Here is a 25,550-nt window from a genome sequence, read left to right on the forward strand (position 1 = left end):
TTGTAGGACAAAAGCGTTCAAATGATATGAAAGCACGAATGATTAGCTTTTTTAAATAGTTATAAACCGTATTATTAGAAAAGATAATAAATCAAAACCCGGACGATTTAAATTGAATAATCGTTCGGGTTTTGTTCTGTAGCTGACACTTTAACTTCAGCTTTTTAATTAATTTCTCTTCCAAAAATGTTGAGGTAGCCAAAATAGTAAGACATAAATACTGTAAGGAAAAGCGCTCCAACCATACTTCCGAAGAATACCCAATCACGTCTGCGGACTTTCATTTCGTGGTAGTGGGTCCGGTTACGGTCGCCTGTAAATCCTTTAGATTCCATTGCGTTAGCCACTCGTTCTGCTTTGCGTATGGCATTAGCTAATAACGGAATCGAATACCTCTTAAACTGTTGAACTCTTCCTTTAATTCCTTTAGCACGCCCAACTCCGCGAATACGGTGAGCTTGGCGTAAAATTTCAAGCTCATGCCTAAAAGTAGGGAGGAAGCGATACCCAGCTAATACGCCGTAAGTTATTTTTGGTGGAAGCTTCAATTGTTGCATTAAGCTAAGCATTAATTTTGTTGAATCTGTCGTTAAAATGAACAGTAATGATAATGCGATAAAACATAACGACCTTAGTGCTAAGCTAATCGATACCATCAAGGCTTCCGTTGTCATTTGAAAATACCAAAACTCAAATAATATAGATCCACCTTGAAACGACTCACTCGTATATAGCATTCGAGTCCAACTGAAAGAAAGTATGAACAAAACAAACGGCGAGAAAATGAGTAACCATCGTTTCAGTGATATATCAGTAAAAGCGAAAGTAACCACAATTATAAAGATCAAATACACTAGTGGCGTGAAAATATCGAACATTAAACCGAGCAAGACGCCAGGAACTAAAATGGCTCCAGCTTTTATTGTAGGATTAATAGACGAGATCATATGTCTCACCTACTTCTTGCCCGTGACGTAAACGGTCTGGTAGTCGTAACCTCGCTCGTTCAAGAAGTGCATTTTGTTGCCACAGTTGGTGTGGATGCCCTTCATAAGCCACTTGTTGTTCGTTAATGACATAAACTTGGTCACAATATAAATCGACTAAGTCCATATCATGGGTTACAAAAAAATGGTTGTTCCTTTAGTTTGTAAATCTTTTACAATAGACATTAATTCATTTGTCGTTTGTGCATCTTGACCAAAGGTTGGTTCGTCAAAAAGTAATAAGTCTGGGGTTTCATCTAACATCGTCGCAACACTTAGTCGGCGTTTTTGCCCACCACTTAATGCAAAAGGGTTGCTCCATTTATGAGCACTTAACTGAAAGTTGTGAAGCAATTGTTCAGTGCGTTCTTTTATGACATCTTCGCTATATCCGTTTAACGTCATGCCAAAAGACACTTCGTCATAAGCCGTATCCGTAATAAATTGGTGTTCTGGGTTTTGGAAGACAAAGCCCATATGTTGTCTAAGCTTTTGTTCTTTCCACTTTTGCATAGGCTCTCCTAAAAAGGTGATGTTTCCTTTCTTTGGTTTTAAAATACCAGCCATAAGTTGGAGAAGAGTCGATTTACCAGCACCATTTTCACCAACAATCGCCACCATTTCACCTTTATTCAATGTCATATTAATGTTATTCAGGATCATAGTCTTTTTACGGTTGAAACTAAGATTATTTATAACCATATTTGCTTCAACAGGTTTACTTGTTCCTTCGTTTTGAGGTTTTAACGTTTGTTTTTGATAAGTTTTAGGAATGAATAACCCTTCGTTTTCAACTAAGGGTTTATTTGTTGTGAAAAGTGATCTAGGAGTATCATTTGCGATTAATTGACCTTGTTTATTTAAAACGAGTACACGATCTGTGAAATCTAACCAGTCATCAGCCTTATGCTCAATAATGAAAATGGATTTCTGAGTTTCTTGCTTTAACCCTTTAATTAAATTAATAAACTCTATACTTGAAACGGGGTCTAAATTCGCTGTTGGTTCATCTAAAATGATCAGTTCAGGGTCTAATAATAGGACAGAAGCAAGTGCAACTTTCTGCTTTTGTCCACCTGAAAGTTCATGGATATTATGATACTTGTAATCTACCATGCCGATTGTTTTTAAGACTTGATCTATTTTAGGTTCGATTTCTTCTCTTGGTGTTTCAATATTTTCTAAAGTGAAAGCCAACTCATTCTCAACAGTGATCATACAAAATTGACTCTCAGGATCTTGAAAAACAATCCCGACATTTTGGTTTAACTCACCTTTCTCAAAGTCTTTAATGTTAATACCTTTGAAAAAGATGTCCCCTGACGCGACACCTTCTACCGCATCAGGGTATAAACCATTTAAACATAACGAAATGGTCGATTTTCCAGAGCCACTAGAGCCCATTAGTAAAACTGTTTCATCTTTGTTAATAGTGAAACTCACTTCAGAGATTAGTGGTTCATTTAATTGTTCATAATCAAATGAGAATTGATTGACTTCGATCAGTGGTTTAAGCTGCGTCATTTCTTTCACGTTTCTTTTGCAGCTCCTTTCCTAATGCATAACCACGAAGTACACCGGTTTTAGCTAATTGGTCACTAATCCATTTACCTAATAAACCAGCTAGTAAAGCACCGCTGATCATACGAACAATGAACATGACTGCTACTAACCACATTGCATAAGCGAAGAAACCACTACTGTAGAAGTGCCATGCGAAACTGAATACAGCGGCAAACACACCAGCAGCTACTAATACACGTAAACGATAGTCGCGCCATTTCGTTACCGCAAAGGCAAATTCAGCACCTAGGCCTTGAATTGCAGCAGTAATAATTAACATTGGACCAGCAGGACTGCCGATTAAAACTTGAACAGTACCTGCAATTAGTTCTGAAGTAAATGCAGCACCTGGTTTACGTATAATGTAGGCCGCGATGATTGAAACAATAAACCAAATGCCGAAAATAAATTCATAACCTAGAGGCCCTAACCCAAATGGTGTCAGAAAACCGACTAAACCTTGCCCAATACCAAATGCTAAAAGGTAGATTACAGCAAATACGACCCCTAGAATGGAAAGTAAAACTATTTCTTTAAGATGCCATTTATTAGTCATAATTAACCTCCGAATTATTTATTTGATGGACTGTTCGCTGAAATCGTGAACGTCATCGTCGTGTGTGATACTTTTTCTTGCACAGCTTCAAAAGAGTCTTCCATAGCGTTGAAGATATCTTTCACATCGCCATCTAGCCGTGTCATATAGTGAGAAGCGCTCACTTCAACACCACGAGCTTTTGAAAGGTCGATTTGTTCATAGATTTTATCCATATAATCTTCACGACCTAAAGGGTAAAGTGAAAATTTACAACCAGCTTGTTGATCCACTGTTTGTGATTTTTCTAGATTCATAGGTTCATCCGTTTCAGCCATATAAGCATCAGCTTCATTATCTCCAGGGCATCCGATTGAGAATGTGCCACTCATCGCAACGTGTTCACCTGTTTTTGCTGCGTGAAGGAAGATGGCCTTCGTTACGTCAAAAACATGAACCATTTTTCCGCGTACACAAGTTGTCACATCATCAGTGTCTTTCCATACTTTTGTGCTATCGACCTCATCTAGCGCTGATAAAATAATGTCGACGAAGTTGTCACTCATTGGGTATAGAGTGAATTGGCACCCCGCGATTCTGCTTGTTCCACATTGTTGATTTGTCATGAAAATCTCCTCCTTAAATGTTTTAAAACCGTATAGTAGTTAGCTTAGTTGATAATCAATTCCCTTAGCTAACCATAAAAAAACTGCATCCCGTGGGAATGCAGTTCAGCTTGTGTTAATCATGAAAAAGACATAAAGCTTCACCGCACTTCCCCACGCTAGTATTATCTAGTTCGGGTCATGAGGGTCAGGTTTCCACCTTCTCAGCCACATTTGTAGCTCCCCTAGTGCTTGTAAATCACGTATGCAGTTTTGTTATACTTATAGCATAATAAATCTATTAACGTTTGTAAACTAAAAAAGAAAGGTAACTTCTCATGAATCAGAAATTTGTTATTCAAAATACGGAAGAGTTTGTGCGGCAAAAGCTAGAACAAGAAGGAACTGGACACGATTGGTGGCATATTGTAAGAGTCGTAGAAATAACGAAGAGAATAGCGCAAGATGAAGAGGCTGATCCGTTTATTTCTGTTATGGCTGCATTATTACATGATTTGATTGACGATAAAGTTGTAGTGGATAAAGAAGTAGCTTTACATGAGGTTAAAACTTGGATGAGTAGTCAACAAGTTGATGAGCATAATCAAGTACATATTTTAAACATCATCCAAACGATTTCTTTTAAGGATGGTAACGATACGTTAACTAGTATTGAAGCACAAGTCGTTCAAGATGCTGATCGGTTAGATGCGATCGGAGCTATTGGCATTGCGAGGTGCTTTGCTTTTGCAGGATCACAAGGTAACTTAATTTACGCCCCTCATGAAGAACCTGAGTCAAACATGTCTCAAGGACGTTACCGCCAAAGGAATGGAACAGCTATTAACCATTTTTATGAAAAACTATTGAAGTTAAAAGATTTAATGAACACTTCAACTGGGTATAAGTTAGCAGAAGAACGTCATCAGTTTATGAATCAATATTTAGATCAGTTTTATGCAGAATGGAAGGGTATGCGGTAATTTAAGGTTAAGTTTAAGACAATTCGTGGAATACTAACAGTTAGAATATATAAACGGAGGAAGGTGATCGTTATGTTAACTTATTTGGATTATATAAATCAGTTAAATCAAAACTCACACGAGTCATACGCATTAGTCAATCCACATACGAAAGAAGAAATTATAAGGATCCCAGAATGTACAGAAGACCAGATGGAAGAGGCGATTCAAAAGGCTGAAAAGGCATTTGAAAAGATGAAAAGTATGCCAGCGTATGAACGTTCAGAGGTATTAGATCGAGCAGCTAGAGTTGTGTCAGATTATAAAAACTTATTTGCCGAAACAATTGCTAAAGAAGCGGGCAAACCGATGAAATATGCTTTAGGTGAAGTGGATCGTACGGTTCAAACGTTAAAGTTTTCAGCGATTGAAGCGCGTAAACTTGAAGGTGAATCCATTCCATTAGACGCAGCACCGAATGGGGCAGGAAGAGATGCTTACACCATTTTTGAACCAATTGGTGTCATTGGGGCGATCACCCCTTTCAACTTCCCATTAAACTTAGTTATTCATAAAGTAGGACCAGCCATTGCCGCTGGTAATTCAATTATCGTCAAACCAGCAGAAAAAACACCTCTATCAGCCATTTTACTGCGTGAAGCATTAGTTGAAGCAGGTCTTCCAGAAGATGCTTATCACGTTATAACAGGTGATGGTCCGAGACTTGGGCAAGTGTTACTAAGAAGTAACGTAATAAAAAAGGTGACGTTTACTGGAAGCCCTGAAGTCGGCCGTGAAATTAAATCCCAAGCAGGGTTGAAAAAAGTAACACTTGAGTTAGGCAACAATTCAGCTTTATATATTGATAAAAGTCAACAAGACCGTGTGAAAGACATCGCCAAACAAGCTGTAACAGGCGCTTTTTCTTACAATGGTCAAGTTTGTATTAGTACACAGCGTATTTATGTTCATGAAGATCTAATCGAAGCCTTTTTAGAGAAGTTTAAAATTGAAACAGAAAAGCTTGTCTATGGGGACCCTTTAGATCAAACGACAGATATCTCTAACTTAATCGATGAACCATCCCAAGAAAGGTTATTAAAATGGATTGATGAGGCAGAAAAAAATGGAGCGAAGGTTGTTGCAGGTGGAAAGCAACTTAATGGCGGTTTACAACCGACGATCTTAACAGATGTTAAACCTGAGTCTAAAATCTATAAAGAAGAAGCATTTGGACCAGTCGTCATTGTTAATACAGTTGAAAGTGGAGAAGAAGCACTAAAGTCGATTAACAATAGTCAGTACGGCTTGAATGCAGGCGTGTTTACGAATGATATGAAACAAGCACTTCAGTTCGGTCACGAATTAAATGTTGGTCAAGTACTTATTAATGACTTACCAACGTTAAGGTTTGACCATATGCCATATGGGGGTAGGAAAAACTCTGGATATGGTTATGAAGGTGTGAAATATGCCATTCAAGAAATGGTGAATCGTAAAATGATTAGTTTGAATTATAAGTTTTGAATTTTCGTTTTAGGTCCTCCTTAAATGGAGGGCTTATTTTTTTAAAATTTTTTTATTCTCCCCTCTAAAATTCGACAAAAGAATCGTATAGTAGGACAAAGGAAATTTGGATGGATCTTTATAGGGGGATAGAAATTGCAGCAAAACATACGAGTAATTGCAATAATGTTAATGACAGTTGTAATAATGATTGGCTGTTCAGATGATGAGGTTAGAGAAGGGCAAGAGGAGAAAGACGTAGATATAAGTCTTTCTGAAAAAGAACAGGTTAATTCTGAAACAGCAATGTATGAAAATGAAACTTTTGGAGTTGCAGTTTATGAGCAAGAAGGTTGGTCGTTAAGTAAAGAAGAAAATGATCCGACAAATGTCGTTTTTGAACATGAGGATGTAACGTCTATATTAACTTTGCTTACGACTAAAAAAAGTGTTCAAGATTTAAAGGATGAGTTGTTATCTGGAGCAAATAATGTCACCGTTGTGGAAGATGAGGAGCAATTCCTAGCTTATGAGACGGATCGTCAGGAAAGTGTAAGGTCTGATGTCTATTTTTCAATATCTAATGGAAACACAATTGTATTAACTTTTGTTACTGCAGCGGATGAGTACGGTGAAGTAGAAGACGTTATTTTAGGTTTTCATGAACAAGTGAAATATTAATTATATATAGAAAGGGTGTTAGATTATGAAAAAATTTGTAGTTGGTTTAAGTACGTTTGTCTTAATGGTGGGTGGAACGACGATTCATGCTGATGAAGAAAGTGAACAAGAACAGTCATTTGTTAATCCTGAATCAGAGGTTTATGAATTAAGTCGAATGATCGAGGATGCTGAATATGATTTAACTGAGGTTTACGGTGAGAAAGCATTATTACAAGATGAATTTTCTGATAAAAGGTTGTTAGAAGCACAAGCGTTAATAGAGGAAGGAAAGCATGAAGAAGCAGAAGAGATTTTAGAAGACTACGAGAATCATTTAGAAGAAGTAGATTATAACATTGAACAAGCTAAGGAAAATAATGAAGATGTATCTGATGTAGAAGAGCTTGTAGCAGAAAAATCTGAGAAGCGTTCAAGTAATCTTGAGTCAATGTTAGAACGTGAAGATTTACCTGAAGAAGCAAAAGAAGGGGTTTCTAATGCTTTAGCTAATCAAGAAGAAGCAATGGAGAACTTTAAAGTAGCACAAGAAAAAGCAGAAGAAGCACGTGAAAATGCAGAACAAGGTCAAGAGAATAGAGAAGAAGCACGTGAAAATGCAGAACAAGGTCAAGAGAATAGAGAAGAAGCGCGTGAAAATGCAGAACAAGGTCAAGAGAATAGAGAAGAAGCGCGTGAAAATGCAGAACAAGGTCAAGAGAATAGAGAAGAAGCACGTGAAAATGGAGAACAAGATCAAGAGAGCGTAGAACAACGAGAAGAAGTAAGTGAAGAAGGCGCTAATCGAAACGAAGATAGTAATGAAACCCAAGCGGAAAATGGTCAATCTGGTTCACAAGGTGAAGAGAATAGAGAACAAGGAAACGATAATAGACCATAACTTATCAGGGTAAACGAGGCAACAACAGAGAAGTTGTTGCCTCAAAAATTGTAGGACATTTAGTTGTTTACCTAATGCCAAAAATGATTTATTGTGTATAGAAACTATAAATGATTAGGTAGGCGGTAATATGGATACAACACAAGAGGTTGAAGAGATCTTACATTCTATTAAAGATGGGGACGAGTTAGCCCGTGAAAGGCTGATAAAATACTATAAACCATATATTCTTAATGTTGCAGGGAATGTTTGCAAACGATATATTTCATGGAGCGATGAAGAAGCAAGTATTAGTTTGCTTGCTTTTAATAAAGCCATAGATACATATAAAGATGACCAAGACCGTACATTTACAAGCTATGCCTATCTAATAATTAAACGAGATTTAGTTGATTTTTTTAAGAAAGAGAATCAAAGGCATCACCTCTCGTTAGATGTTGAGGGTGGAGATGTTATTAGTCGAGAAGAATATTCAATCGGTTTTTATGAAGGTTCAGAAAGAAAACGAGATTTAGTTGATGAGATAATGGATTTGAATGAGCAATTAACTAAGTATGGTGTCGTTTTTGAAGAATTGGAAGATTATTCACCAAAACATAAAAAAACGCGGCAATCTTTATTAGAAGCAGCTACATTTTTTGTGCAAAAAGAGGAACTTGTCAAAGAACTGTTTGTTAAAAAGAAATTGCCCATCTCAAAACTCGTAAAAGAAACTTCTTATAAATACAAAACACTAGAAAAACATCGTAAATATCTAGTAACAATAATACTTATTAAACTGCATCCTGAATGGGTGCAATTACAGGGATTTTTAAAACCATCTAATGAGAAGGGGGGATCTTGATGAAGAAAGAGATAGTCGGTACTGTAGTGAAAGTTACTGATGATGAAATAGTTCTAATGACAAAAGAAGGAACTTTCAAGAATGTTGTGAGACCAGATAATGAGTTTCCATTAATTGGTCAGTCATATGTGGCATATTCCACGAAAAGTTCTGTCTCTTGGATGAAGTATGTATCAGTTGCTGTTATTCTCATGTTCTCAATAATGCTTTATAGCATTTTTTCCTCAGAGCATCAAGATCCCGCTTATTTAGTTGCTATTGATGTAAATCCAAGTATTGAATTAGAACTTAATGAGGATTTTGAAGTAATTAGAATGATTGGAAACAATGATGAGGGCGAAACAATTATTGAAAATTTATCTCTCAATCGAAGTTTTTCAGAAGCAGTTATGACCATTCACGAGGAATTAGAACAAAAAGGGTATATAGAGGAAGGCACGCCATTCACAATGGTCACCTCAGCTGTTTCGTTATCTACAGAACATGAAGCTAACTTAGAACAGATTGAAAGAGATTTAGAGGAAGCATCCGAAAATAAACAAGTTAATATTGATTATATGCATGGTAGTGAAGAAGATCTTTCTGAATCAAGTGAAAAAAATATCTCTTTAAATAAATATCTTTTAGGGAAAAGGTTAGCTGAAGAAAGTAAGGTTAATGATGCATCAGAAGTCATCGGAGAGTCAGTAAGTCAACTATTAGATAAGCTAAAGCAAGATGAATCAAATCCTAACCCAAACGAAGTTCAAAGTAATAATAAAAAGTCCTCACAAGTTGAGGAACTCCCTAACCAAGAAAATAAACAAGAAAATGTTGAAAAACCTGATCCGGAACAACAGCAAGACAACAAACCGGAACACGAAAACAGAGATAATAGATCTAGTACTAATCAAGCTACTGAAAATAAAGAGGAAGACAAACCCTCCAATGATCAAAATGAAGAAAAAAGTGAAAGCGGAAACGCAGAAAAATCAAAAGCAGAAGACAGAGGTTCAAATGTGAGTGAAAATGAAACGCAAGATGATTCACATAATCGAAAAAATGAAAACGAAAACGATAAAGAAACAGATGATAAAGAACGACAAGAATCAAGTGATCATGGTGAAGAAGGAAGTAATAAAAACCATGAAGAAAAATCAAATGAAGATGCTGGTAATAACAAAGATCAATCGTCAGATAAAAGACCTTGACCGAAGTAACAATCTCTTCTATATATCCAATTATACTGACGCAGATGTGTGGTTATGAATCTTGTCTTCTTCCTCATATATAGGCTTCTCATGTGGAAAAGTAAAGAAGATTATAACAATCGATAAACACGTAACCCCTAACAAGATCAACTCCTGCTTAGACTTGAAGCGTGAGTTGTTCTTTTTTATGAGAGCCGTCATCATAAATAATGATGTCCCTGTAAGTAGAAGAAGTCCAATTAATAAAATAAATAACCCTTCTGATAGAGGAAGCATGACAACTAACATCGCTCCCATCATTGCAGCCATAATGCCTGTGAATGTACCTTCGAGCTGAGCTAGTCCATCTGTAAATACCCCCATGATTAAACCGGTTAAAGCAGCAATCCCACAGCTTATGAGTGTACTGATTAAAAGGTTATGGTCAAATACAATTCCAAATAAAAACCCATACACAAAACCGAAAGTCATAGTAACGACCATGATCAAGACCATCATTCCCATGCTAAATGAGCGTTCTTTATTATAGTGTAAGGCAAAAAAGACGATTGAAATATTTAGAAAAATAATAAGCATTGAAAAGATTTCAGCAGTCATAACACTTGTCCTCCCTTGTTAGTAATAATCTATGATAATAGATTCAAAGTATGATAAAAGTTGTATACGCTACCGGGGTATGATATAATTTTTGAAAATTTAAAATAAAAAGGAGAGGTATGAATGACTGAACGTTATATACCTTTAGCTATAAATGGTGGTATTGGTTATGGCTCATGGTTGAAGCCTAAACAGCTAATCGTTTTGGGTGAGTACCTTGGTGAAGATCAAGAAATTGAACTGACTACCTTACAACAATTAATTGTAAAAATTCCAGAATCACAATTCGAAGATGCTAAGAAAAAGTTCGATGAGGTTGGTCTTTACTATTATAAGGTAGGGAACTATGTCAAAAGTTTAAGGACGTGCAATTTTTGTAAAGGTGAGGAAGAAGAGGGGATGCCTGTTGCGAAAGAGTTAAATAATAGGATTGCTGGTCAAGAAGTTCCTTTTACTTTAAGACCAGCGTACACAGGTTGCCCTGTAGGTTGTGGTGAACCATTAGTAAATGATATAGGTGTAATGAAGAAAAAAGAACATTATCAATTGTACATAGGTGGCCAAGCAAAAGGTTACAATGCTAAGGTTGGACAATTGTTTGCTGATGATTTAACTTCTGAAGAATTATTTGATCTAGTAGACCGAGTATTGGAGGTTTACAGACAGAATGGTAGAAAGCGAGAGAAGTTTTCGAAGTTTATTTCACGTTATGGGTTTGAAAATATTAAAGAAGAATTAAAATTGGGCAAACTAAATCATTGACAATAATACTATAGGGGGGTATAGTAAATGTAGAAGCACTTAGGAGGTGTTGGTATTGTCTCAAAATGAAAATATAGACCCAAAAATGGTTTCTGATGAGGAGCCAGTAGTACCCCGTACGAACTCTGAAAAAGAACAGATGCTCAATCGATTAAAACGAATTGAAGGCCAAGTACGAGGCTTACAAAAAATGATTGAAGAAGACCGTTATTGTGTCGATGTATTAGTTCAAATATCTGCAGTGAATGCGGCATTAAACAAAGTTGGTTACTCCATGATGGAACGTCATGCGAGAATGTGTGTCCACCAAGCAGCCAAGCAAGGTGAAGGGGACGAATATATGGAAGAATTAATGAAAGTCGTGCAACAATATACAAAATAAAGGGAGGTGCAACGATGAAAGAAACAAGATTAAACGTGGAAGGAATGACGTGTGCAGCCTGTTCAACACGAATAGAAAAAGTACTTAACAAAATGGATGGGGTTGAGGCAAACGTTAACCTTTCAATGGAACGAGCGGATGTTAAGTATGATGAGGATCAAGTCTCTGTTGATGATGTCGTTGAGAAGATTGATAAATTAGGTTACGGCGTTAAAGAAGAAAAGGTTGAGCTTGATATTAAAGGCATGACATGTGCAGCCTGTTCAACGCGAATAGAAAAAGGTTTAGCTCGAATGGATGGTATTAGTGAAGCGAATATCAACTTAACGACAGAGTCAGGAACCATTTCTTATACCCCTGGAATGGTATCGGTAGATGATATTCAAGAGAAAGTTAAGAAGTTAGGTTTTGAAGCTTTATTGAAACAAGACCAAGAAGAAAAAGAGTCTTCTAAAGAAAAAGAAATCCGAAAGCAAAAGGTCAAATTTATAATTGCGGCGATTTTCTCTGCACCGTTACTTTTAACGATGCTTGGTCACATGCCATTTGAGACGAATTTGTCTGCCCCTGCTTGGATTGAATATCCTTGGACCCAGTTTGTTTTAGCATCTGTCGTTCAGTTTTATATTGGTGCGCAGTTTTATAAAGGGGCATACCGCTCACTTACAAATAAAAGTGCCAACATGGACGTATTAGTCGCATTAGGTACGACTGCAGCATTCATGTACAGTTTCGTTCAATCAGTGTTATGGCAAATGGGAGTTGTACATCATGCTGAACTTTATTACGAAGCGAGTGCGATTATTATTACACTTGTTGTACTTGGTAAGTATTTAGAAGCAGTTGCCAAAGGACGTACAACAGTTGCGATTACGCAATTGCTTAATTTACAAGCAAAAGAAGCAACCGTGTTAAGAAACGGTGAAGAAGTTCAAGTTCCTGTAGAAGAAGTTCAAGTCGGTGATCATATCGTCGTAAGACCAGGTGAAAAGATTCCGGTGGACGGAGAAGTAGTTGAAGGAACGACTTCGATTGATGAATCGATGATTACTGGTGAGGCCATTCCAGTCGATAAGCAACAAGAATCTACAGTAATTGGTTCAACGATTAACAAAAACGGTACCATTACAATGGTTGCAGAAAAAGTCGGAAAAGATACAGCTTTAGCAGGTATCATTAAAATCGTTGAAGATGCTCAAGGGTCTAAAGCTCCTATACAAAGAATGGTTGATAAAATATCAAGTATCTTCGTTCCAATCGTTGTCGTCATTGCGATTATAACATTTGCCGTTTGGTTCTTTATCGTTAATCCAGGCGTTTGGGCACCTGCTCTTACAGCGTCGGTAGCAGTACTTGTGATTGCTTGTCCGTGTGCTTTAGGACTTGCGACACCAACTTCAATCATGGTTGGTACAGGACGTGGTGCTGAAAATGGTATTCTGTTTAAAGGTGGCGAGTACTTAGAAGGTACTCAAGGTATTCAAGCTGTATTATTAGATAAAACAGGTACGATTACAGAAGGTCGTCCACGTGTTACAGATGTTCAAACAATCTCAGGTGATGAACGTGACTTTGCATTAATCGCGTCAGCTGAGAAGCGCTCTGAACATCCATTAGCTGAAGCGGTTGTTGCTTATGCAACAGAACAGGATGTTGAAGTAAACAACCCTAATCAGTTTGAAGCCATTACAGGGCACGGTGTTCAAGCTTCGATTGACGAATCAAACGTATTAGTCGGAACTCGTAAATTGTTAACTGAACAAGGTATTGAGGTTACTGAAGCAGAAGAAGTGTTACAACAGTTTGAAGACGACGGAAAGACTGCTGTTTTAGCGGCGATCGACGGTCAATTACGATTTGTTATTGCGATTGCAGATACTGTTAAATCAACATCTAAGCAAGCGATCGAAACGCTACAAAATGACGAGATTGACGTTTATATTATGACAGGTGATAACAAAAGAACAGCTAGTGCCGTTGCACGTGAAGTTGGGATTCCTGAAGAAAATGTGATTGCAGAAGTATTACCGCAGCATAAAGCTGATCAAGTTGAAAAACTACAACAAGAAGGTAAAAAAGTTGCGATGGTTGGTGACGGGATTAACGATGCCCCTGCATTAGCAATGGCGGATATTGGTATGGCAATTGGAACTGGTACCGATGTCGCAATTGAAGCGGCAGACGTCACACTAGTTGGTGGCGACTTAAACAACATTCCGAAAGCGATCAAGTTAAGTAAAAAGACAATGCGAAACATTCGTCAAAACTTATTCTGGGCATTCTTCTATAACTCAGCAAGCATCCCAGTTGCGGCATTGGGCTTCTTAGCACCTTGGGTAGCTGGTGCAGCTATGGCGTTTAGTTCAGTTTCAGTTTTAACGAATTCATTAAGACTTAAAAGACAGAATATCTAAAAGCAAGAAGCCACTTCCAATTAGGAGTGGCTTCTTACTTTTCTAAAACGGCGGAATCCTTGTCACAAGAGGTGTGTAATAGGGTGTTCGCCTTGTTAAGATTAACTTCTCTTGGTCTAACCACCAATCAGAAAGCATTGTTTTAAACTGATTTGTTAAAACTTCTTCATCACTCTCGGAAGCAATGACAGTTTGATCATTAAGGTAGTTTTGATCAAGGTTATAGATGGCACTTCTTCATGGTGCCCGCCATTAGCGATTACTTTTGAAGTTATTGTGTAGGGTTGTTACCATTGCCATTCCCATTACCACCACGATTATTTTTCGTTAAAACTTTTAACCCTTGTCCCATATCAGATGCTAAAACAAAGTTTCGGTCTACAAACACGCCCCAAACGTTAGCTTGGTCTGACTTGTATTGCCCGATTTGAGTTGGGTTAGCCGGGTCAGTAATATCAACTGCATATACCCCACCAGCATAGTGAGAAAGGTAAAGAGTATTACCTCTTACTTTAGGGTCGTGAACGGTATTAGCAAATGTCGCACCGTCTTCAACTTGGAAAGTTAAGTCTGTCGTGAATTCACTTAGTAGCTCTGGGTTAGTAGGGTCTTTAATATCGAAAATGCGCGTGTACCCATAAGCTTCTTCATATCCATCACGGACTGGGACATAAACTTCCCTAGTCTCAATTAGAACATTTCCGCCTTTAGCTACAGTAGCTGAGTGAGCAGCACCTTGTTGATCAGAGGCAAAGTCTGTACGGCCTAAGTACTCAGGGTTTTCAGGATCTTCAATGTCAAAAATGATCGTCCCTAAATCCCACATTGATACATAAGCGTGTTTACCGTTGTTGTCCGTTATAACACTGTGAGCGAATACAGGTCTTGTTTTGCCGTCCGGAGACTCCCAGTGGTAACCGTTAAAATTGTCTGAAACCTCGGGTAACATTCTCGGGTCAAATTGCCACAATGTTTCAGGGTTTTTAGGGTCTGATACATCAACAATTTGAAAGTCATGTTCTTCTCCACCACTGTAGATGTCTGCATATGGATTTGCTGTTAGTACGAGTGCTCGATTTCCTTGGGTTGTCATATAAAGTTCGTGAGTACCGCGCGTTTCACTAAATACTTCCCAATACCCCATTTTTTCAGGATTATAAGGGTCTGTTACATCATAAAGTAGAAAACCTCCAGAAGTATCTGCATGACGATTTAATTGTTGAACACTTACAACGGCTAAGTCACCGTTGAAATCAGGTGTGTTCACTGATTTAACTATTACTTTCTCATGCCATGTACCCGGAACATCATCGTGAGCGAAGACAGCTACTTCTTCAGGGTTTTCAGGGTCTTGTAAATCAAAGACACGAACCCCGCCATCACCGCCACCTGCTGTGTGAGTTCCTACATAGGCAAAACCTTTATGTGAATATACATCTGCTGCATTGTTTTGAATACCATCTCGAATTTGTTCGAGTTGTAAAGAGGCGGCTTCATTTAAGAATTGAACGTTTTTATCACCTTCAATAAGTGGTGATCCTAGTGATTCAAGCTCCTCTTCTGTGAATACTGTTCTTTCTCCTTTCTCTGCACCTGACTCATCGAACTCATCATGTGCAAAAACAGTTGGTGAAAAGCTTGAAAAGACAAGGGCGCCTGACAATGCTGAAGTCATTAGGATACTTCGTTTTTTCATACACATACCTCCAAAATTAAATTTAGTGAATATTCACTCTATTCAATAGTTTAATAGATTTGGAAGAAAAAGTTAACATGAAGATAGACTTATTATTTCGACAGTCTAATTAACTAGATATTGTAAAAGTTTAACAAAAAAGTGACCGTCATTGGACGGCCACTTCATCATTTTAAGATTTACGACGGTTATGTTGGTGTTGACTCGAACGTTGATCTGCAGCTTCTGCTCGACGTTGAGCTTCAATGTCAGCACTATCAGCTAATTCTTCTGCAAACTCTACATCACGCGCTTCTAGCTGTTCACTTTTCGGTGTTTGACCTAAAGGTTTGCGGCTTTTACCTTTGTGTTCATCTCTACCCATCTTAAGATCACCTCACTTATTATTTAGTACAAATGTAGTATGCGATGATATGGTGTGAGTTATGTTGTTCATCCTATTTTTTCGTACCATTACTTTAGTCTGAATAATTTGAATTGTTCTTTTTGCTTCGTCATAATAAATATAAATGGTTTTAGAAAGGGTGGATTGATGAATACTAAATTTGAACAAATCATTAACCGTCATGCTATAGGTCATTATGAAAAGATTGATTTCAATGAAGTGCATTCTTTAGCAAGTCAAGAAGAATTAAATGATGCTAAGCAAGATGAGGAGAAGGTGTTGTTTTTAGGGATCGATTTGCAAAACGATTTTCTGGAAGAAGGCGCATTGGGAGTGCCGGGGTCGCACGAAGATGTTCATGCGATCACGCGTTTTATTTACCGTAACTTATACAGTATTACAAATATAGCCGTTTCATTAGATACTCATGCGATGAAGCAAATATTCCATCCATCTTGGTGGATTGATCAAAAGGGGAATCACCCGAAGCCTTTAACTATTATTACAGTCGCAGATGTTGAAGCAGGTAAGTGGACACCACTGTATGAACACGATAAGAGCATTCAATATGTGAAAGGGTTAGAACGGCAAGGTCTGAAACAACTGTGCATTTGGCCATTTCATTGTATAGAAGGGACGCCAGGTGCTGCATTAGAAAGTCAGTTTTCGAAACTGATTCATTTTCATTCGATCGTTCGAAATACAGAAGTGAAAAAGGTCGTTAAAGGCCTAGACCCTCTAAGTGAGAAATACGGAATTATTGAGCCAGAATATAGTCAGGACGACCAAACGGATTATGGTTTACTTCATTATATTGGTCAGTTTGATAAGGTTATTATAGCTGGGGAAGCGGAATCACATTGTGTTTTTGAGTCAGTAAGGCAAATTGCTGAACACTTTGCGACAAATGATTTAACACACAACATTTATGTATTGAAAGACGGAATGAGTTGTATTCCAAGCTTTGAAGAGGAGACTGAGAAGGGTTGGAAACAATTATCTGACAAATACGGTGTTAAACTTGTAGAATCAAGTGAGCTTAATTTGTAGGAATTGTGTCAATTCCCCAGGAAATAGCTAGAATTTGTCGTTGGAAGGAGAATGACGTTGCGGACAATTGGAATTATTGGCGGAATGAGTTGGGAATCGACAGTTTCATACTATCAACAGATCAATCGTGAAGTGAAACATCGATTAGGTGGTTTGCATTCAGCGGAATGTATCATCTATAGTGTCGATTTTGCAGAGATCGAGAAATGCCAGTCTGAAGGTAGGTGGAGTGATTCGGGAGATAGGTTAGCAGAAGTGACGAAAAAACTTGAAAGCGCTGGAGCAGAATTAATCATTTTAGCAACAAACACGATGCATAAAATGATTGACTATGTTGAAGGGATGACGGATCTTCCAGTTATTCATATTGCAGATGCGACTGCAGAAAAGATAAAAGAAGATGATGTTAGTTCGATTGCTTTATTAGGAACACAATATACGATGGAGCAAGATTTTTATAAAGGTCGGGTGCGTGAATATGGTATTGATGTTACTGTTCCGACACATGAAGAGCAAAAGAAAGTGAATGAGATTATCTTCAATGAACTTGTCTTGGGTGAACTGAAACAGGAGTCGAAACAATACTACTTAGAAGTGATCGAACGTTTACAACAAAAAGGAGCAAAAGCTGTCATATTAGGTTGTACTGAGATAGGACTACTCATAAGTCAAACGGATCTAGACATGCCAGTCTATGATACATCAAAGATCCATGTCCAAAAGGCAGTTGAATACGCATTGGGAGAATAAATTTCCCATCATAGCTATTTACCGCGTTTCTTTCGCACCCATTCGTCACAAAACCATAAAACTATAGCAGCAAACAAAGCACCAAAGAAAAATGGGTACATATTTGTCCAATACTCTATGAAGTCGTTAAATAACGTACTTGGGTCTGCTAAAATTCCGAGTATAAATATAAAGCTTATTCCGGACAGGACGTGAAACCAAAAGGAATATTGGCGTCGTTTAACTTCAGTCATTTTTCGGGTTAACCAATCAGATAGGACAGATGCTGGAATGCCGAAAGAGAATAGACCACCAATGACATAAAGTGCGATTATTGGTAATAAAACGGATAGAAACATTCCGCCATTCGTTAAATATAAAACAGCGGTTAGTGTCGGTGTTAGTATAACCGAAGCGAGTAAAAAGGCGAGAAATTTTCTAAGAAGCATAAAATCACCTACTTGATTAAATATAGCATTATCATATCATGGATATTAGTGATTCGATAGATTGTGAGGTTTTATTTTGAGGAAGATCATATTATTGACGGTCGTTGCATTACTTCTAGTAGGAATCAATCAAAAAATTAGTGCCGAAGAGGAAGAAGGAGAAGTGTCGCTTGGCATTATGGTCCAGGGTGCTGGAGATTACAGTGGTAATATGACGTTTACAATGTCACGTGAATACGAAAACACGAGTACGACGACACAAAGTATTTCAGAAAGTTTCCAGCCGACTACCGGACATCTTCTAGGTTTAACAGTGAAGGTAGCTAACAAACCTGAAACTTTCGATGTTAATGTAGATGAAGGAACCCGACAAACAATCGATATATCAGGTGATCTCGAGCCAGGTGAGGAGGTGCGTGTAGAGTTATTAATTGATATTCCAACATATGTTGAAGGAGGACAAAGTGGCGGCAGTAGTGGAGCAGGTTTTTCTGGACGGCTTGGCCTATTTGCTCAAAGAGATAATATATATGTTCAAGTGGTGAACGTGATGTATCAGTTTCCTCAATTCCATAACGGAACTGAACAGAGTCATTTGCAGTTAAACCATTTCGATGAAGAACGTGGTGCCGAAAACATCGAACCAACCTTACCTGGTTCTAATGTTTTGACTAGTGGGCAGTGGCTCGTCATAGACGAGGGAACTAATCATGAGCATCTAAGAGACAGAAATAATAAAACCGATTTAAATGAGGCTGTAAGAGGTGATTTAAATATCGCTTATAATGTACAGTTAAATACTTCACCTAACATTTGGACATACGTTGCGATCGGGATCGCTTTTATATCGCTTATTGTAAGCGTGTCATTAGTTATGTATGTAAGGAAGTTAAAAATACAATAAAGTAAAAAGAGGAAAACGGGCGTTCGCTTTCCTCTTTAAAAGGTTGATTAGACGATTGATAATCCACGTTCGATTAACGTGTTAAACTCTTCATTCTCTCTCTTTAATTTATTTAATTCATCTAGTAATGTTTGTTTTAAATCTGTATCAGCAAGTTCGCTTAATAGCTCCACCATTTCTAGACGAAGAAGCCAATCTTTAGGATGGTCTTCTTTTAGTTGTTCATGAATCGGCTGTAAGTCAGCAACTAAATTGTTAGAACCATTGTCTCGAATGGATCTTAAACGTGCATAAAGTTCGTTTAGTTTTACTTGTGTCTTTTCTGGAATTGGCGTTTTTTGAGCTTCATCGACATTGTAGTAATTTTCACCGTCAGCCGCACCAGCGTAGACAGAGGTGATTTCAGTTCCGACAGCTAAATCAAACGTACCCCATTCAGGTTTGAAAAGGGCTTGATCCCCTTTAGTGACAGTGCAATCTTCTAATGAAATTAATACTAACTTTTCATGATGGCGAACAAGGTCAGTAACTTTACCGTTAACTTGAATACCGTTTTCAAAGTTTAGTTCAGTGTCATTTCCAATCTGAACTCCGATATTTTTAAGCTCATCATCGCTTAAGTCTTCAAGTGGTTTTTCAAGTCCAGTAATTTGACCAATTGGTGCACCGAAACCGTCAGCGTGGACGTCTGTCCCGTGGTTTTCTAACTGTTGGTCACTTGCAGCTAAGGCTGTCTCACCATTTGTTTTTAAGTAGATTGCTTCTCCTTGATCATCCTTTAATAACTCAGTGAAAACACCTGTCACTTGAAGACCTGAGCTAAATACAGCTGTAGCGGTATTGGCAGAACGAACGGCTTTCTCTAAACTTTCTGTCCCTCCTTTCATAAACGACATCGTTTTCGCAAATTCTTCAGCTGCATTGAGTAGTTGCTTGAAGTCTTTACATACGAATAAATGAGGCTGAGGCTTAGTAATATCAAAACCTGTGTTAATGACGGCATCCATATCAAATGGCATTTTCTCAACTTCATCACTTAAGGCATTGGAACCTTCGCCAACAGAAGATAGTAAGCCAGCCCCGTAAATTTTAGGGTCGTCAAGGTCACCGACTAGGCCAAACTCCACTGTCCACCAGTAAAAACGACCGACGATTTGTGCTTCTGAAAGCTCAGTGATCTTTGCTTCGCATTCATCGACTTCTTGCTTCGCTTGGTTGATTTCTTCCTCAGTAGCATTACCTTTTTCTAATAGGTTCGAGTAGTTTCTAACAGCTTCAAAATGGTCATGTTCTTCTTTTGTCGCAATTGCCTTCATACCAATTTCACCAAATCGCTTAACGAAAGCTGAGTACTCAGGATCAGCTAAAATTGGTGCGTGACCAGCAGCTTCGTGAATAATGTCTGGAGCTGGCGTGTATAGTATGTTTTCTAACTTACGAATTTCATTTACGACTGGTAGTATGCCTTGTGCTTGGAATTCAAAAAAGGCAACCCCAGGGATGAATCCATCGATTGTTGCAGCTCCCCAACCAGATGGTGCAAGGCTTTCATTCATTTCATCAACGTTTGGAATTTTGTCTATTGAAATGGAAGATGCTTTTAAGCCATCGGTATAGGCTTCGTGGGCTGTATCTTTTAATAGATTATGGTTTTGGCGCATGACATAACGCCATACGGCATGATTAATAGCAGTGTAATGTTCATAATGTTGTTCGGCTGTGTATTTCCTTAAATGTTTAGGTACGGATTTCGTTTCAACTGTTTGCATATTAGCACTCCTTTTATCACTTTTGTGCTTGTCCACTTAAACGCTTTTACTTGATAAAGTGACGAGTATTTAAAAACTAATATATCATTTTTTATAGTAAATTAGCAACCATTAATTATAATTTAGTTGACTGAAAGTTTTATTTCATATATAAGTAGTTTAATAGAGTCATTAGGAGAGTGTTATATGGTTGATCAGAAAGTTTATATAGTTAGGCATTGTAAGGCAGAAGGACAAGAAGCAAGTAGTCAGCTAACAGAACAAGGTGAGAAACAGGCTGATCGTTTACGCGATTTTTTTAGTAACCAGCGAGTTGATCAGATTATAACGAGCCCATATGAACGGGCGATTCAATCCATTATGCCAACAGCACAAGAACATCAACTTGATTTATTTGTAGCTGAAGACTTAAAGGAAAGAAAGTTAAGTAGTGAGAATCTGTCTGACTGGATGGACCGCTTAGAACAAACGTATCAAGATTTTGATTTGAAACTTACAGGTGGTGAATCAAGTAGAGAAGCGGCTGAGCGAGCGCTTAAAGTTTTGACTGATATTAAATTAAGCCAAAATAAAGCGACAATTGTTGTTTCGCATGGTGGATTAATTTCATTGATTTTAAATCATTTTGATCCAACATTTGGGTTTAAAGGGTGGAAGGAACTCACAAATCCTGATATTTATGAAATTAACTTAACTCGACGTGAAGTTAAACGTATTTGGAACCAATAAAAAAAGAGCTATGTGTTATAGCTCTTTGATATGGTTAATTAATTCATGTGGATCAGATTCCATAATAATTAACTCTTTATGTAACTGGTCAACAAACCCTTGTTCAATCATATGATCGAATAGTTCGAGTAAGGGTGTATAGTAATCATTAATATTGAGAAGTGCACAAGGTTTTTCGTGATATCCAATCTGGGCCCATGTTACGACTTCAAACCATTCTTCCAATGTGCCAGCACCACCAGGCAATGCGATAAAAGCATCAGCAAGACGTGCCATCATGGCTTTTCTGTCGTGCATCGTTTCAACGACATGTAATTCAGTGAGTGCATCGTGAGCGATTTCGATCGTTTTTAGTTTTCAGGGATTACACCAATCGCCTTCCCATCGTTTTCTAACACACCTTCAGCAACAGCACCCATGCAACCGACTACCGCACCGCCGTAAACGAGCTCAATGTTGTGTTGTGCTAAGACTTCGCCTAACTGTTTAGCTTTTTCCATGTAAATTGGATCGCGACCTTCGCGCGAACCACAGAATATTGCTACACGTTTCATCGAATAACTCCCATTCTTTAAAGATGTCTATTATTTTTATTCAATTATAATATGCTTTATGTAAAATTATATCATTTGTTTTAAACCAGCATTATACCTCTTATTAAAACGAGTAGCTCCTTTGAGTGTCACTAAGGAGCTACTTCTTTTTAATGATGGCGTTAATGATTTGGATGATTAGAGAAAGAAGCGCCACGATAAATGAACCGAACCCTAGCATGACTAACAAAAATCCGTACGTTTCCACTAAAAGCAACACCTCCAAAATTTTCCTTCGGTATAAGGCTGTCTACATTATAAAATAAGAACATATGTTCGTAAAGTGAATCGAACAAAAAACGACTTATGTCCTATTTAGCTGTGTAAAATGCTGAAGAATTGAGCATTATATTAATGGCGTGTATATCGAACAGTCGCGTTTAATAAAGTAGTGGTGTGGGTAATTTTAACAGTAAAGATACTTATTTAATGAGCGGAAATAGTAGAAAGGGGTATGTTCACGTGAAAATGAATGTGACACAGAAGTTGATTCAAGAGCATCTTGTCTCAGGACAAATGAAGCCTGGTGAAGAGATTGGGTTAAAAATTGATCAAACGTTAACACAAGATGCAACAGGTACGATGGTCATGTTAGAGCTTGAAGCTATGGGTGTTGATCAGGCGAAAACAGAAGCATCAGCTCAGTATGTTGACCACAACTTAATCCAAGATGACTACCGAAATGCTGATGACCATATGTTTTTACGTAGTGCGGCTAACCGATTCGGCCTTTATTATAGCCGTCCTGGTAATGGGGTTAGTCATCCAGTTCATATGCAGAAGTTAGCTGTACCAGGTAAGACGCTACTCGGTTCAGATAGCCATACGTGTGCTAACGGTTGTATGGGGATGCTTGCTATGGGGGCTGGTGGTATTGATGTTGCCTTAGCTATTGCAGGAGAGCCTTATTACATTAAAATGCCACAAGTTTGGGGCGTTAAGCTAACAGGAAAGCTTCCTGATTGGGTTAGTGCCAAAGATGTGATCTTAGAAATGTTACGCCGTCATGATGTTAAAGGTGGAGTTGGGAAGGTCATTGAGTATTACGGCCCTGGTGTTAAAGAATTATCAGCTATGGACCGCCATGTCATTGCCAACATGGGAGCAGAGCTTGGTGCAACGGCAACCGTGTTCCCGTCGGATAAAGAAATTAAGAATTTCTTAAAAGTACAAGGAAGAGAAGAAGATTGGGTAGAAGTGACAGCAGACCGTGGCGCGAGCTATGACCTTCATGAAGAAATCGACTTATCGAGTCTTGAGCCATTAATCGCGAAGCCATCAAGCCCAGGTAATGTCGTTCCAGTTAGTGAAGTGGCAGGCGAACCGATTTATCAATCATACATTGGTTCATCAGCTAATCCGGGTTATCGTGACTTTGCGATTGTTGCAGAGGTTGTTAAAGGCAAACATGTAGCACAAGGCCTTTCTCTAGATATTAACCCATCATCTCGTCAAATCTTAACGCAGTTAGTTGATGATGGACATATTGCAAGTCTTTTATCAGCTGGTGGAAGACTCCACCAAGCTGGTTGTAACGGTTGTATCGGAATGGGGCAGGCACCTGCATCTGGTCGCAATAGTTTAAGAACAACGCCTCGTAACTTCCCTGGCCGTTCAGGCACAAATGAGGATAGTGTATTTTTATGTAGTCCTGAAACCGCTGCAGCTTCAGCGTTAACAGGTGAGATTACCGATCCAAGAACGTTAGATATGGATTACCCTAAAGTAAAAGAGCCGACGAAAGTTGACTTTGAAAAAGAAAAAGGCATGTTAGAAGAGCCATTAACATCAGCTGATGGTTTAACTGTCGAGTTAGAGAAAGGACCTAATATTAGTTCAATTCCGAACATGGCACCACTTCAAGACAACTTTGAAGTTCCTGTCTTATTGAAGATGGGAGATAATATTTCGACTGATGAAATTTTAGCCGGTGGTTCGCGCGTCTTACCTTATCGCAGTAACTTACCGAAGATTAGTACATTTACTTTTGAAATTGTTGATGATAATTACTACGAGCGTGCGATGGAGATTCGAGACGATGGAGGTCATGCTGTTGTCGGTGGATATAACTACGGTCAAGGATCGAGTCGTGAACACGCAGCATTAGCCCCACGCTATCTTGGCTTAAAAGCTGTCATTGTGAAAGACTTTGCTCGCATTCATTTACAAAACTTAATTAACTTCGGCATACTACCTTTAACGTTCGTAGATGAATCAGAATACGACAAAATTGAGCAAGGTGCGGTGTTAGAATTTGAAAACGTTCGTGACAAGATCCAAGAGTCGAATGAATTTGAAGTAGGTATACGAGGTAAGGCTGAAAAAGTTAAAGTGAAGCATAGTTTAACAGACCGTCATTTGGACATAATACTAGCAGGTGGCATTATTAATTGGGTTAAAAACAAACAACAAGAAAGTGGTGTCTAAATGGGTTCACAACAATTTCGTTGCAAAGCATGCGAAGGCGCCAGGTTATTAATGGACGATGAAGAATGGCGCTACACATGCACCGTCTGTAGCGGAGACGGTTATGTTTCTGAGTATGAAAACAAAGATGAAAGTCGTATTACTAATGTTGATGAGAACAATCGAATATTAGACTAATTAAAGGGTGAGCACCTCGTAGGGTACGAGGTGTTCGTTTTGTTTAAAAAGCTATACTTAAGTTTGTTGTCCTTTGCACAGAGGAAACCAGAATCGAAGCACCTTTCGAAGGCGAAATACAGTTATGTAGTAACTAATTTCCTTGAAATTGATTTGTTTGTTATGATGTCTTTAAAAGGGGGATGATTTATGAACGAAAAGGCTGTATTTGAAAATGCAAATTTTTGGCGAAAAGGGATCATTCAATTGACAGAAAGTATGACCGAGAAAGAGTTGGATACAATTCCAGAAGGTTTTAATAACAACCCGCGATGGAATATAGGTCATGTAATGGCGGTATGGGATCGTGTTATTACAAGTTCACTAGGTGAGAGCAGTCAATTGCCAGAACATTATAAGGAGTTATTTATGAAAGGTACATCACCTCAAAATTGGTCTGATGAAATTCCTAGAAAGGAAGAATTAATCAGTCAGCTTGAAATACATAATCAAAAAATGCAACAAATAGCTTCAGGAAAACTTGATGAACCTTTAGGCTTTGAGTTGTATCATATTCAATCACTAAAAGAGGCTTTTCTGTTTTTATGTGCACATGAGTCGATGCATTTGGCTACTGCTAAGGCACAACAACAAGCAATGCCTTAAGACATCTGTCACTACTGTAAGAATCACATTAAATTGTGATTCTTTTTTTGGAGGAGAAAATCGTTTAGATGTGGTATTGTTAAAATAATG

At 38.1% G+C, this 25,550-nt stretch carries 27 protein-coding genes, 1 pseudogene and 1 riboswitch; of the genes and pseudogenes, 16 read left to right on the forward strand and 12 right to left on the reverse strand.

The genetic code is table 11. The features are described 5' to 3' along the window. Positions 1-164: 164 nt before the first annotated feature. Genes J2R98_RS09425 through J2R98_RS09445 form a run of 5 tightly spaced genes read right to left on the reverse strand, consistent with a single transcriptional unit; the run spans position 165 to position 3,710 of the window. Positions 165-947: an energy-coupling factor transporter transmembrane component T family protein gene (locus J2R98_RS09425; RefSeq protein WP_307068354.1), complete on the reverse strand. Its 783-nt coding sequence runs from the start codon at positions 945-947 to the stop codon at positions 165-167. Then, positions 931-1,113, reverse strand: a complete 183-nt coding sequence (locus J2R98_RS09430) for a hypothetical protein (protein ID WP_307068356.1) — start codon at positions 1,111-1,113, stop codon at positions 931-933. Before J2R98_RS09430 ends, J2R98_RS09425 begins: the two co-directional genes overlap by 17 nt. Positions 1,114-1,121: 8 nt before the next feature. Continuing rightward, the gene (locus tag J2R98_RS09435) at positions 1,122-2,510 is read right to left on the reverse strand and encodes an ABC transporter ATP-binding protein (RefSeq protein ID WP_307068554.1); all 1,389 of its coding nucleotides are present in this window, start codon (positions 2,508-2,510) and stop codon (positions 1,122-1,124) included. Then, on the reverse strand, positions 2,497-3,105 hold the full coding sequence (locus tag J2R98_RS09440) for an ECF transporter S component (protein WP_307068358.1): 609 nt from the start codon (positions 3,103-3,105) through the stop codon (positions 2,497-2,499). The genes J2R98_RS09435 and J2R98_RS09440 overlap by 14 nt, the downstream gene beginning before the upstream one ends. Positions 3,106-3,119: 14 nt before the next feature. Then, positions 3,120-3,710 (reverse strand): YkoF family thiamine/hydroxymethylpyrimidine-binding protein, encoded by a 591-nt coding sequence (locus J2R98_RS09445; RefSeq protein ID WP_307068360.1) that lies wholly within the window; start codon positions 3,708-3,710, stop codon positions 3,120-3,122. A gap of 133 nt (positions 3,711-3,843) precedes the next feature. Then, positions 3,844-3,946, reverse strand: a riboswitch (TPP riboswitch). An 81-nt stretch (positions 3,947-4,027) separates the two neighbouring features. Between J2R98_RS09445 and J2R98_RS09450 the strand changes: the two genes are divergently transcribed. The 6 genes from J2R98_RS09450 (at position 4,028) to J2R98_RS09475 (ending at position 9,752) form a co-directional block, all read left to right on the forward strand. Further along, entirely contained in the window at positions 4,028-4,672 is a 645-nt protein-coding gene (locus J2R98_RS09450; protein WP_307068361.1) for an HD domain-containing protein, read from the forward strand. 72 nt (positions 4,673-4,744) lie between these two features. Further along, complete coding sequence (locus J2R98_RS09455) at positions 4,745-6,178, forward strand: aldehyde dehydrogenase family protein (RefSeq protein WP_307068363.1); 1,434 nt, start codon at positions 4,745-4,747, stop codon at positions 6,176-6,178. Positions 6,179-6,313: 135 nt separating this feature from the next. Further along, complete coding sequence (locus J2R98_RS09460) at positions 6,314-6,838, forward strand: hypothetical protein (protein ID WP_307068365.1); 525 nt, start codon at positions 6,314-6,316, stop codon at positions 6,836-6,838. Between the two features lie 25 nt (positions 6,839-6,863). Then, positions 6,864-7,718 (forward strand): DUF5667 domain-containing protein, encoded by an 855-nt coding sequence (locus tag J2R98_RS09465; protein WP_307068368.1) that lies wholly within the window; start codon positions 6,864-6,866, stop codon positions 7,716-7,718. 130 nt (positions 7,719-7,848) lie between these two features. Beyond that, positions 7,849-8,562 carry a sigma factor gene (locus J2R98_RS09470; RefSeq protein ID WP_307068370.1) on the forward strand — a complete coding sequence of 238 codons (714 nt, stop codon included), beginning with the start codon at positions 7,849-7,851 and terminating at the stop codon, positions 8,560-8,562. Then, the gene (locus tag J2R98_RS09475) at positions 8,562-9,752 is read left to right on the forward strand and encodes an anti-sigma-I factor RsgI family protein (RefSeq protein WP_307068372.1); all 1,191 of its coding nucleotides are present in this window, start codon (positions 8,562-8,564) and stop codon (positions 9,750-9,752) included. The genes J2R98_RS09470 and J2R98_RS09475 overlap by 1 nt, the downstream gene beginning before the upstream one ends. A 30-nt stretch (positions 9,753-9,782) precedes the next feature. Here J2R98_RS09475 and J2R98_RS09480 read toward each other — a convergent pair whose 3' ends face one another. Next, positions 9,783-10,349 carry a hypothetical protein gene (locus J2R98_RS09480; RefSeq protein WP_307068374.1) on the reverse strand — a complete coding sequence of 189 codons (567 nt, stop codon included), beginning with the start codon at positions 10,347-10,349 and terminating at the stop codon, positions 9,783-9,785. Between the two features lie 123 nt (positions 10,350-10,472). Between J2R98_RS09480 and J2R98_RS09485 the strand changes: the two genes are divergently transcribed. The 3 genes from J2R98_RS09485 (at position 10,473) to J2R98_RS09495 (ending at position 13,907) form a co-directional block, all read left to right on the forward strand. Beyond that, positions 10,473-11,111, forward strand: coding sequence for an NAD(P)/FAD-dependent oxidoreductase (locus J2R98_RS09485; protein WP_307068376.1), 639 nt, complete (start codon positions 10,473-10,475; stop codon positions 11,109-11,111). 85 nt (positions 11,112-11,196) lie between these two features. Further along, on the forward strand, positions 11,197-11,493 hold the full coding sequence (locus J2R98_RS09490) for a metal-sensitive transcriptional regulator (protein WP_307068555.1): 297 nt from the start codon (positions 11,197-11,199) through the stop codon (positions 11,491-11,493). A gap of 14 nt (positions 11,494-11,507) precedes the next feature. Then, the gene (locus J2R98_RS09495; RefSeq protein ID WP_307068378.1) at positions 11,508-13,907 is read left to right on the forward strand and encodes a heavy metal translocating P-type ATPase; all 2,400 of its coding nucleotides are present in this window, start codon (positions 11,508-11,510) and stop codon (positions 13,905-13,907) included. 271 nt (positions 13,908-14,178) lie between these two features. On the opposite strand, the gene J2R98_RS09500 is transcribed toward J2R98_RS09495, so the two are convergent. Next, positions 14,179-15,603, reverse strand: coding sequence for an LVIVD repeat-containing protein (locus J2R98_RS09500; protein ID WP_307068381.1), 1,425 nt, complete (start codon positions 15,601-15,603; stop codon positions 14,179-14,181). 172 nt (positions 15,604-15,775) lie between these two features. Continuing rightward, a complete protein-coding gene (locus J2R98_RS09505; RefSeq protein ID WP_307068383.1) occupies positions 15,776-15,967 on the reverse strand; it encodes a YfhD family protein in 192 nt (63 codons plus the stop codon). A gap of 168 nt (positions 15,968-16,135) precedes the next feature. On the opposite strand from J2R98_RS09505, the gene J2R98_RS09510 reads away from it, so the two are divergent. Both J2R98_RS09510 and J2R98_RS09515 read left to right on the forward strand, forming a co-directional pair. Further along, complete coding sequence (locus tag J2R98_RS09510; protein WP_307068385.1) at positions 16,136-17,038, forward strand: cysteine hydrolase family protein; 903 nt, start codon at positions 16,136-16,138, stop codon at positions 17,036-17,038. A 57-nt stretch (positions 17,039-17,095) separates the two neighbouring features. Then, on the forward strand, positions 17,096-17,788 hold the full coding sequence (locus tag J2R98_RS09515; RefSeq protein WP_307068386.1) for an aspartate/glutamate racemase family protein: 693 nt from the start codon (positions 17,096-17,098) through the stop codon (positions 17,786-17,788). 14 nt (positions 17,789-17,802) lie between these two features. On the opposite strand, the gene J2R98_RS09520 is transcribed toward J2R98_RS09515, so the two are convergent. Then, on the reverse strand, positions 17,803-18,216 hold the full coding sequence (locus J2R98_RS09520) for a hypothetical protein (protein ID WP_307068388.1): 414 nt from the start codon (positions 18,214-18,216) through the stop codon (positions 17,803-17,805). A 76-nt stretch (positions 18,217-18,292) separates the two neighbouring features. On the opposite strand from J2R98_RS09520, the gene J2R98_RS09525 reads away from it, so the two are divergent. Beyond that, positions 18,293-19,120 carry a hypothetical protein gene (locus tag J2R98_RS09525; protein WP_307068390.1) on the forward strand — a complete coding sequence of 276 codons (828 nt, stop codon included), beginning with the start codon at positions 18,293-18,295 and terminating at the stop codon, positions 19,118-19,120. A 47-nt stretch (positions 19,121-19,167) separates the two neighbouring features. Here the strand turns inward: J2R98_RS09525 and J2R98_RS09530 are convergent, their stop codons facing one another. Next, positions 19,168-20,889, reverse strand: a complete 1,722-nt coding sequence (locus tag J2R98_RS09530; protein WP_307068392.1) for an aromatic amino acid hydroxylase — start codon at positions 20,887-20,889, stop codon at positions 19,168-19,170. Positions 20,890-21,075: 186 nt separating this feature from the next. Here J2R98_RS09530 and J2R98_RS09535 point away from each other — a divergent pair, with 186 nt between their 5' ends. After that, positions 21,076-21,618 (forward strand): histidine phosphatase family protein, encoded by a 543-nt coding sequence (locus J2R98_RS09535; protein ID WP_307068394.1) that lies wholly within the window; start codon positions 21,076-21,078, stop codon positions 21,616-21,618. Between the two features lie 15 nt (positions 21,619-21,633). Here J2R98_RS09535 and J2R98_RS14535 read toward each other — a convergent pair. Together J2R98_RS14535 and J2R98_RS09550 are read right to left on the reverse strand one after the other, a co-directional pair. After that, positions 21,634-22,172, reverse strand: a pseudogene (locus tag J2R98_RS14535) (LOG family protein). Between the two features lie 139 nt (positions 22,173-22,311). Continuing rightward, the gene (locus tag J2R98_RS09550) at positions 22,312-22,419 is read right to left on the reverse strand and encodes a putative holin-like toxin (RefSeq protein WP_307068400.1); all 108 of its coding nucleotides are present in this window, start codon (positions 22,417-22,419) and stop codon (positions 22,312-22,314) included. A 254-nt stretch (positions 22,420-22,673) separates the two neighbouring features. On the opposite strand from J2R98_RS09550, the gene J2R98_RS09555 reads away from it, so the two are divergent. From J2R98_RS09555 to J2R98_RS09565, 3 genes are all read left to right on the forward strand, one after another. Beyond that, positions 22,674-24,638 (forward strand): aconitate hydratase, encoded by a 1,965-nt coding sequence (locus J2R98_RS09555; RefSeq protein ID WP_307068402.1) that lies wholly within the window; start codon positions 22,674-22,676, stop codon positions 24,636-24,638. Beyond that, positions 24,639-24,815: a hypothetical protein gene (locus J2R98_RS09560; protein ID WP_307068404.1), complete on the forward strand. Its 177-nt coding sequence runs from the start codon at positions 24,639-24,641 to the stop codon at positions 24,813-24,815. It begins immediately after the preceding gene. Positions 24,816-25,004: 189 nt separating this feature from the next. Next, on the forward strand, positions 25,005-25,460 hold the full coding sequence (locus J2R98_RS09565; protein ID WP_307068406.1) for a DinB family protein: 456 nt from the start codon (positions 25,005-25,007) through the stop codon (positions 25,458-25,460). The last annotated feature ends 90 nt before the right edge of the window (positions 25,461-25,550 follow it).

The sequence above is a fragment of the Alkalibacillus filiformis genome (genome assembly GCF_030814115.1).
Lineage (GTDB): Bacteria > Bacillota > Bacilli > Bacillales > Alkalibacillaceae > Alkalibacillus > Alkalibacillus filiformis.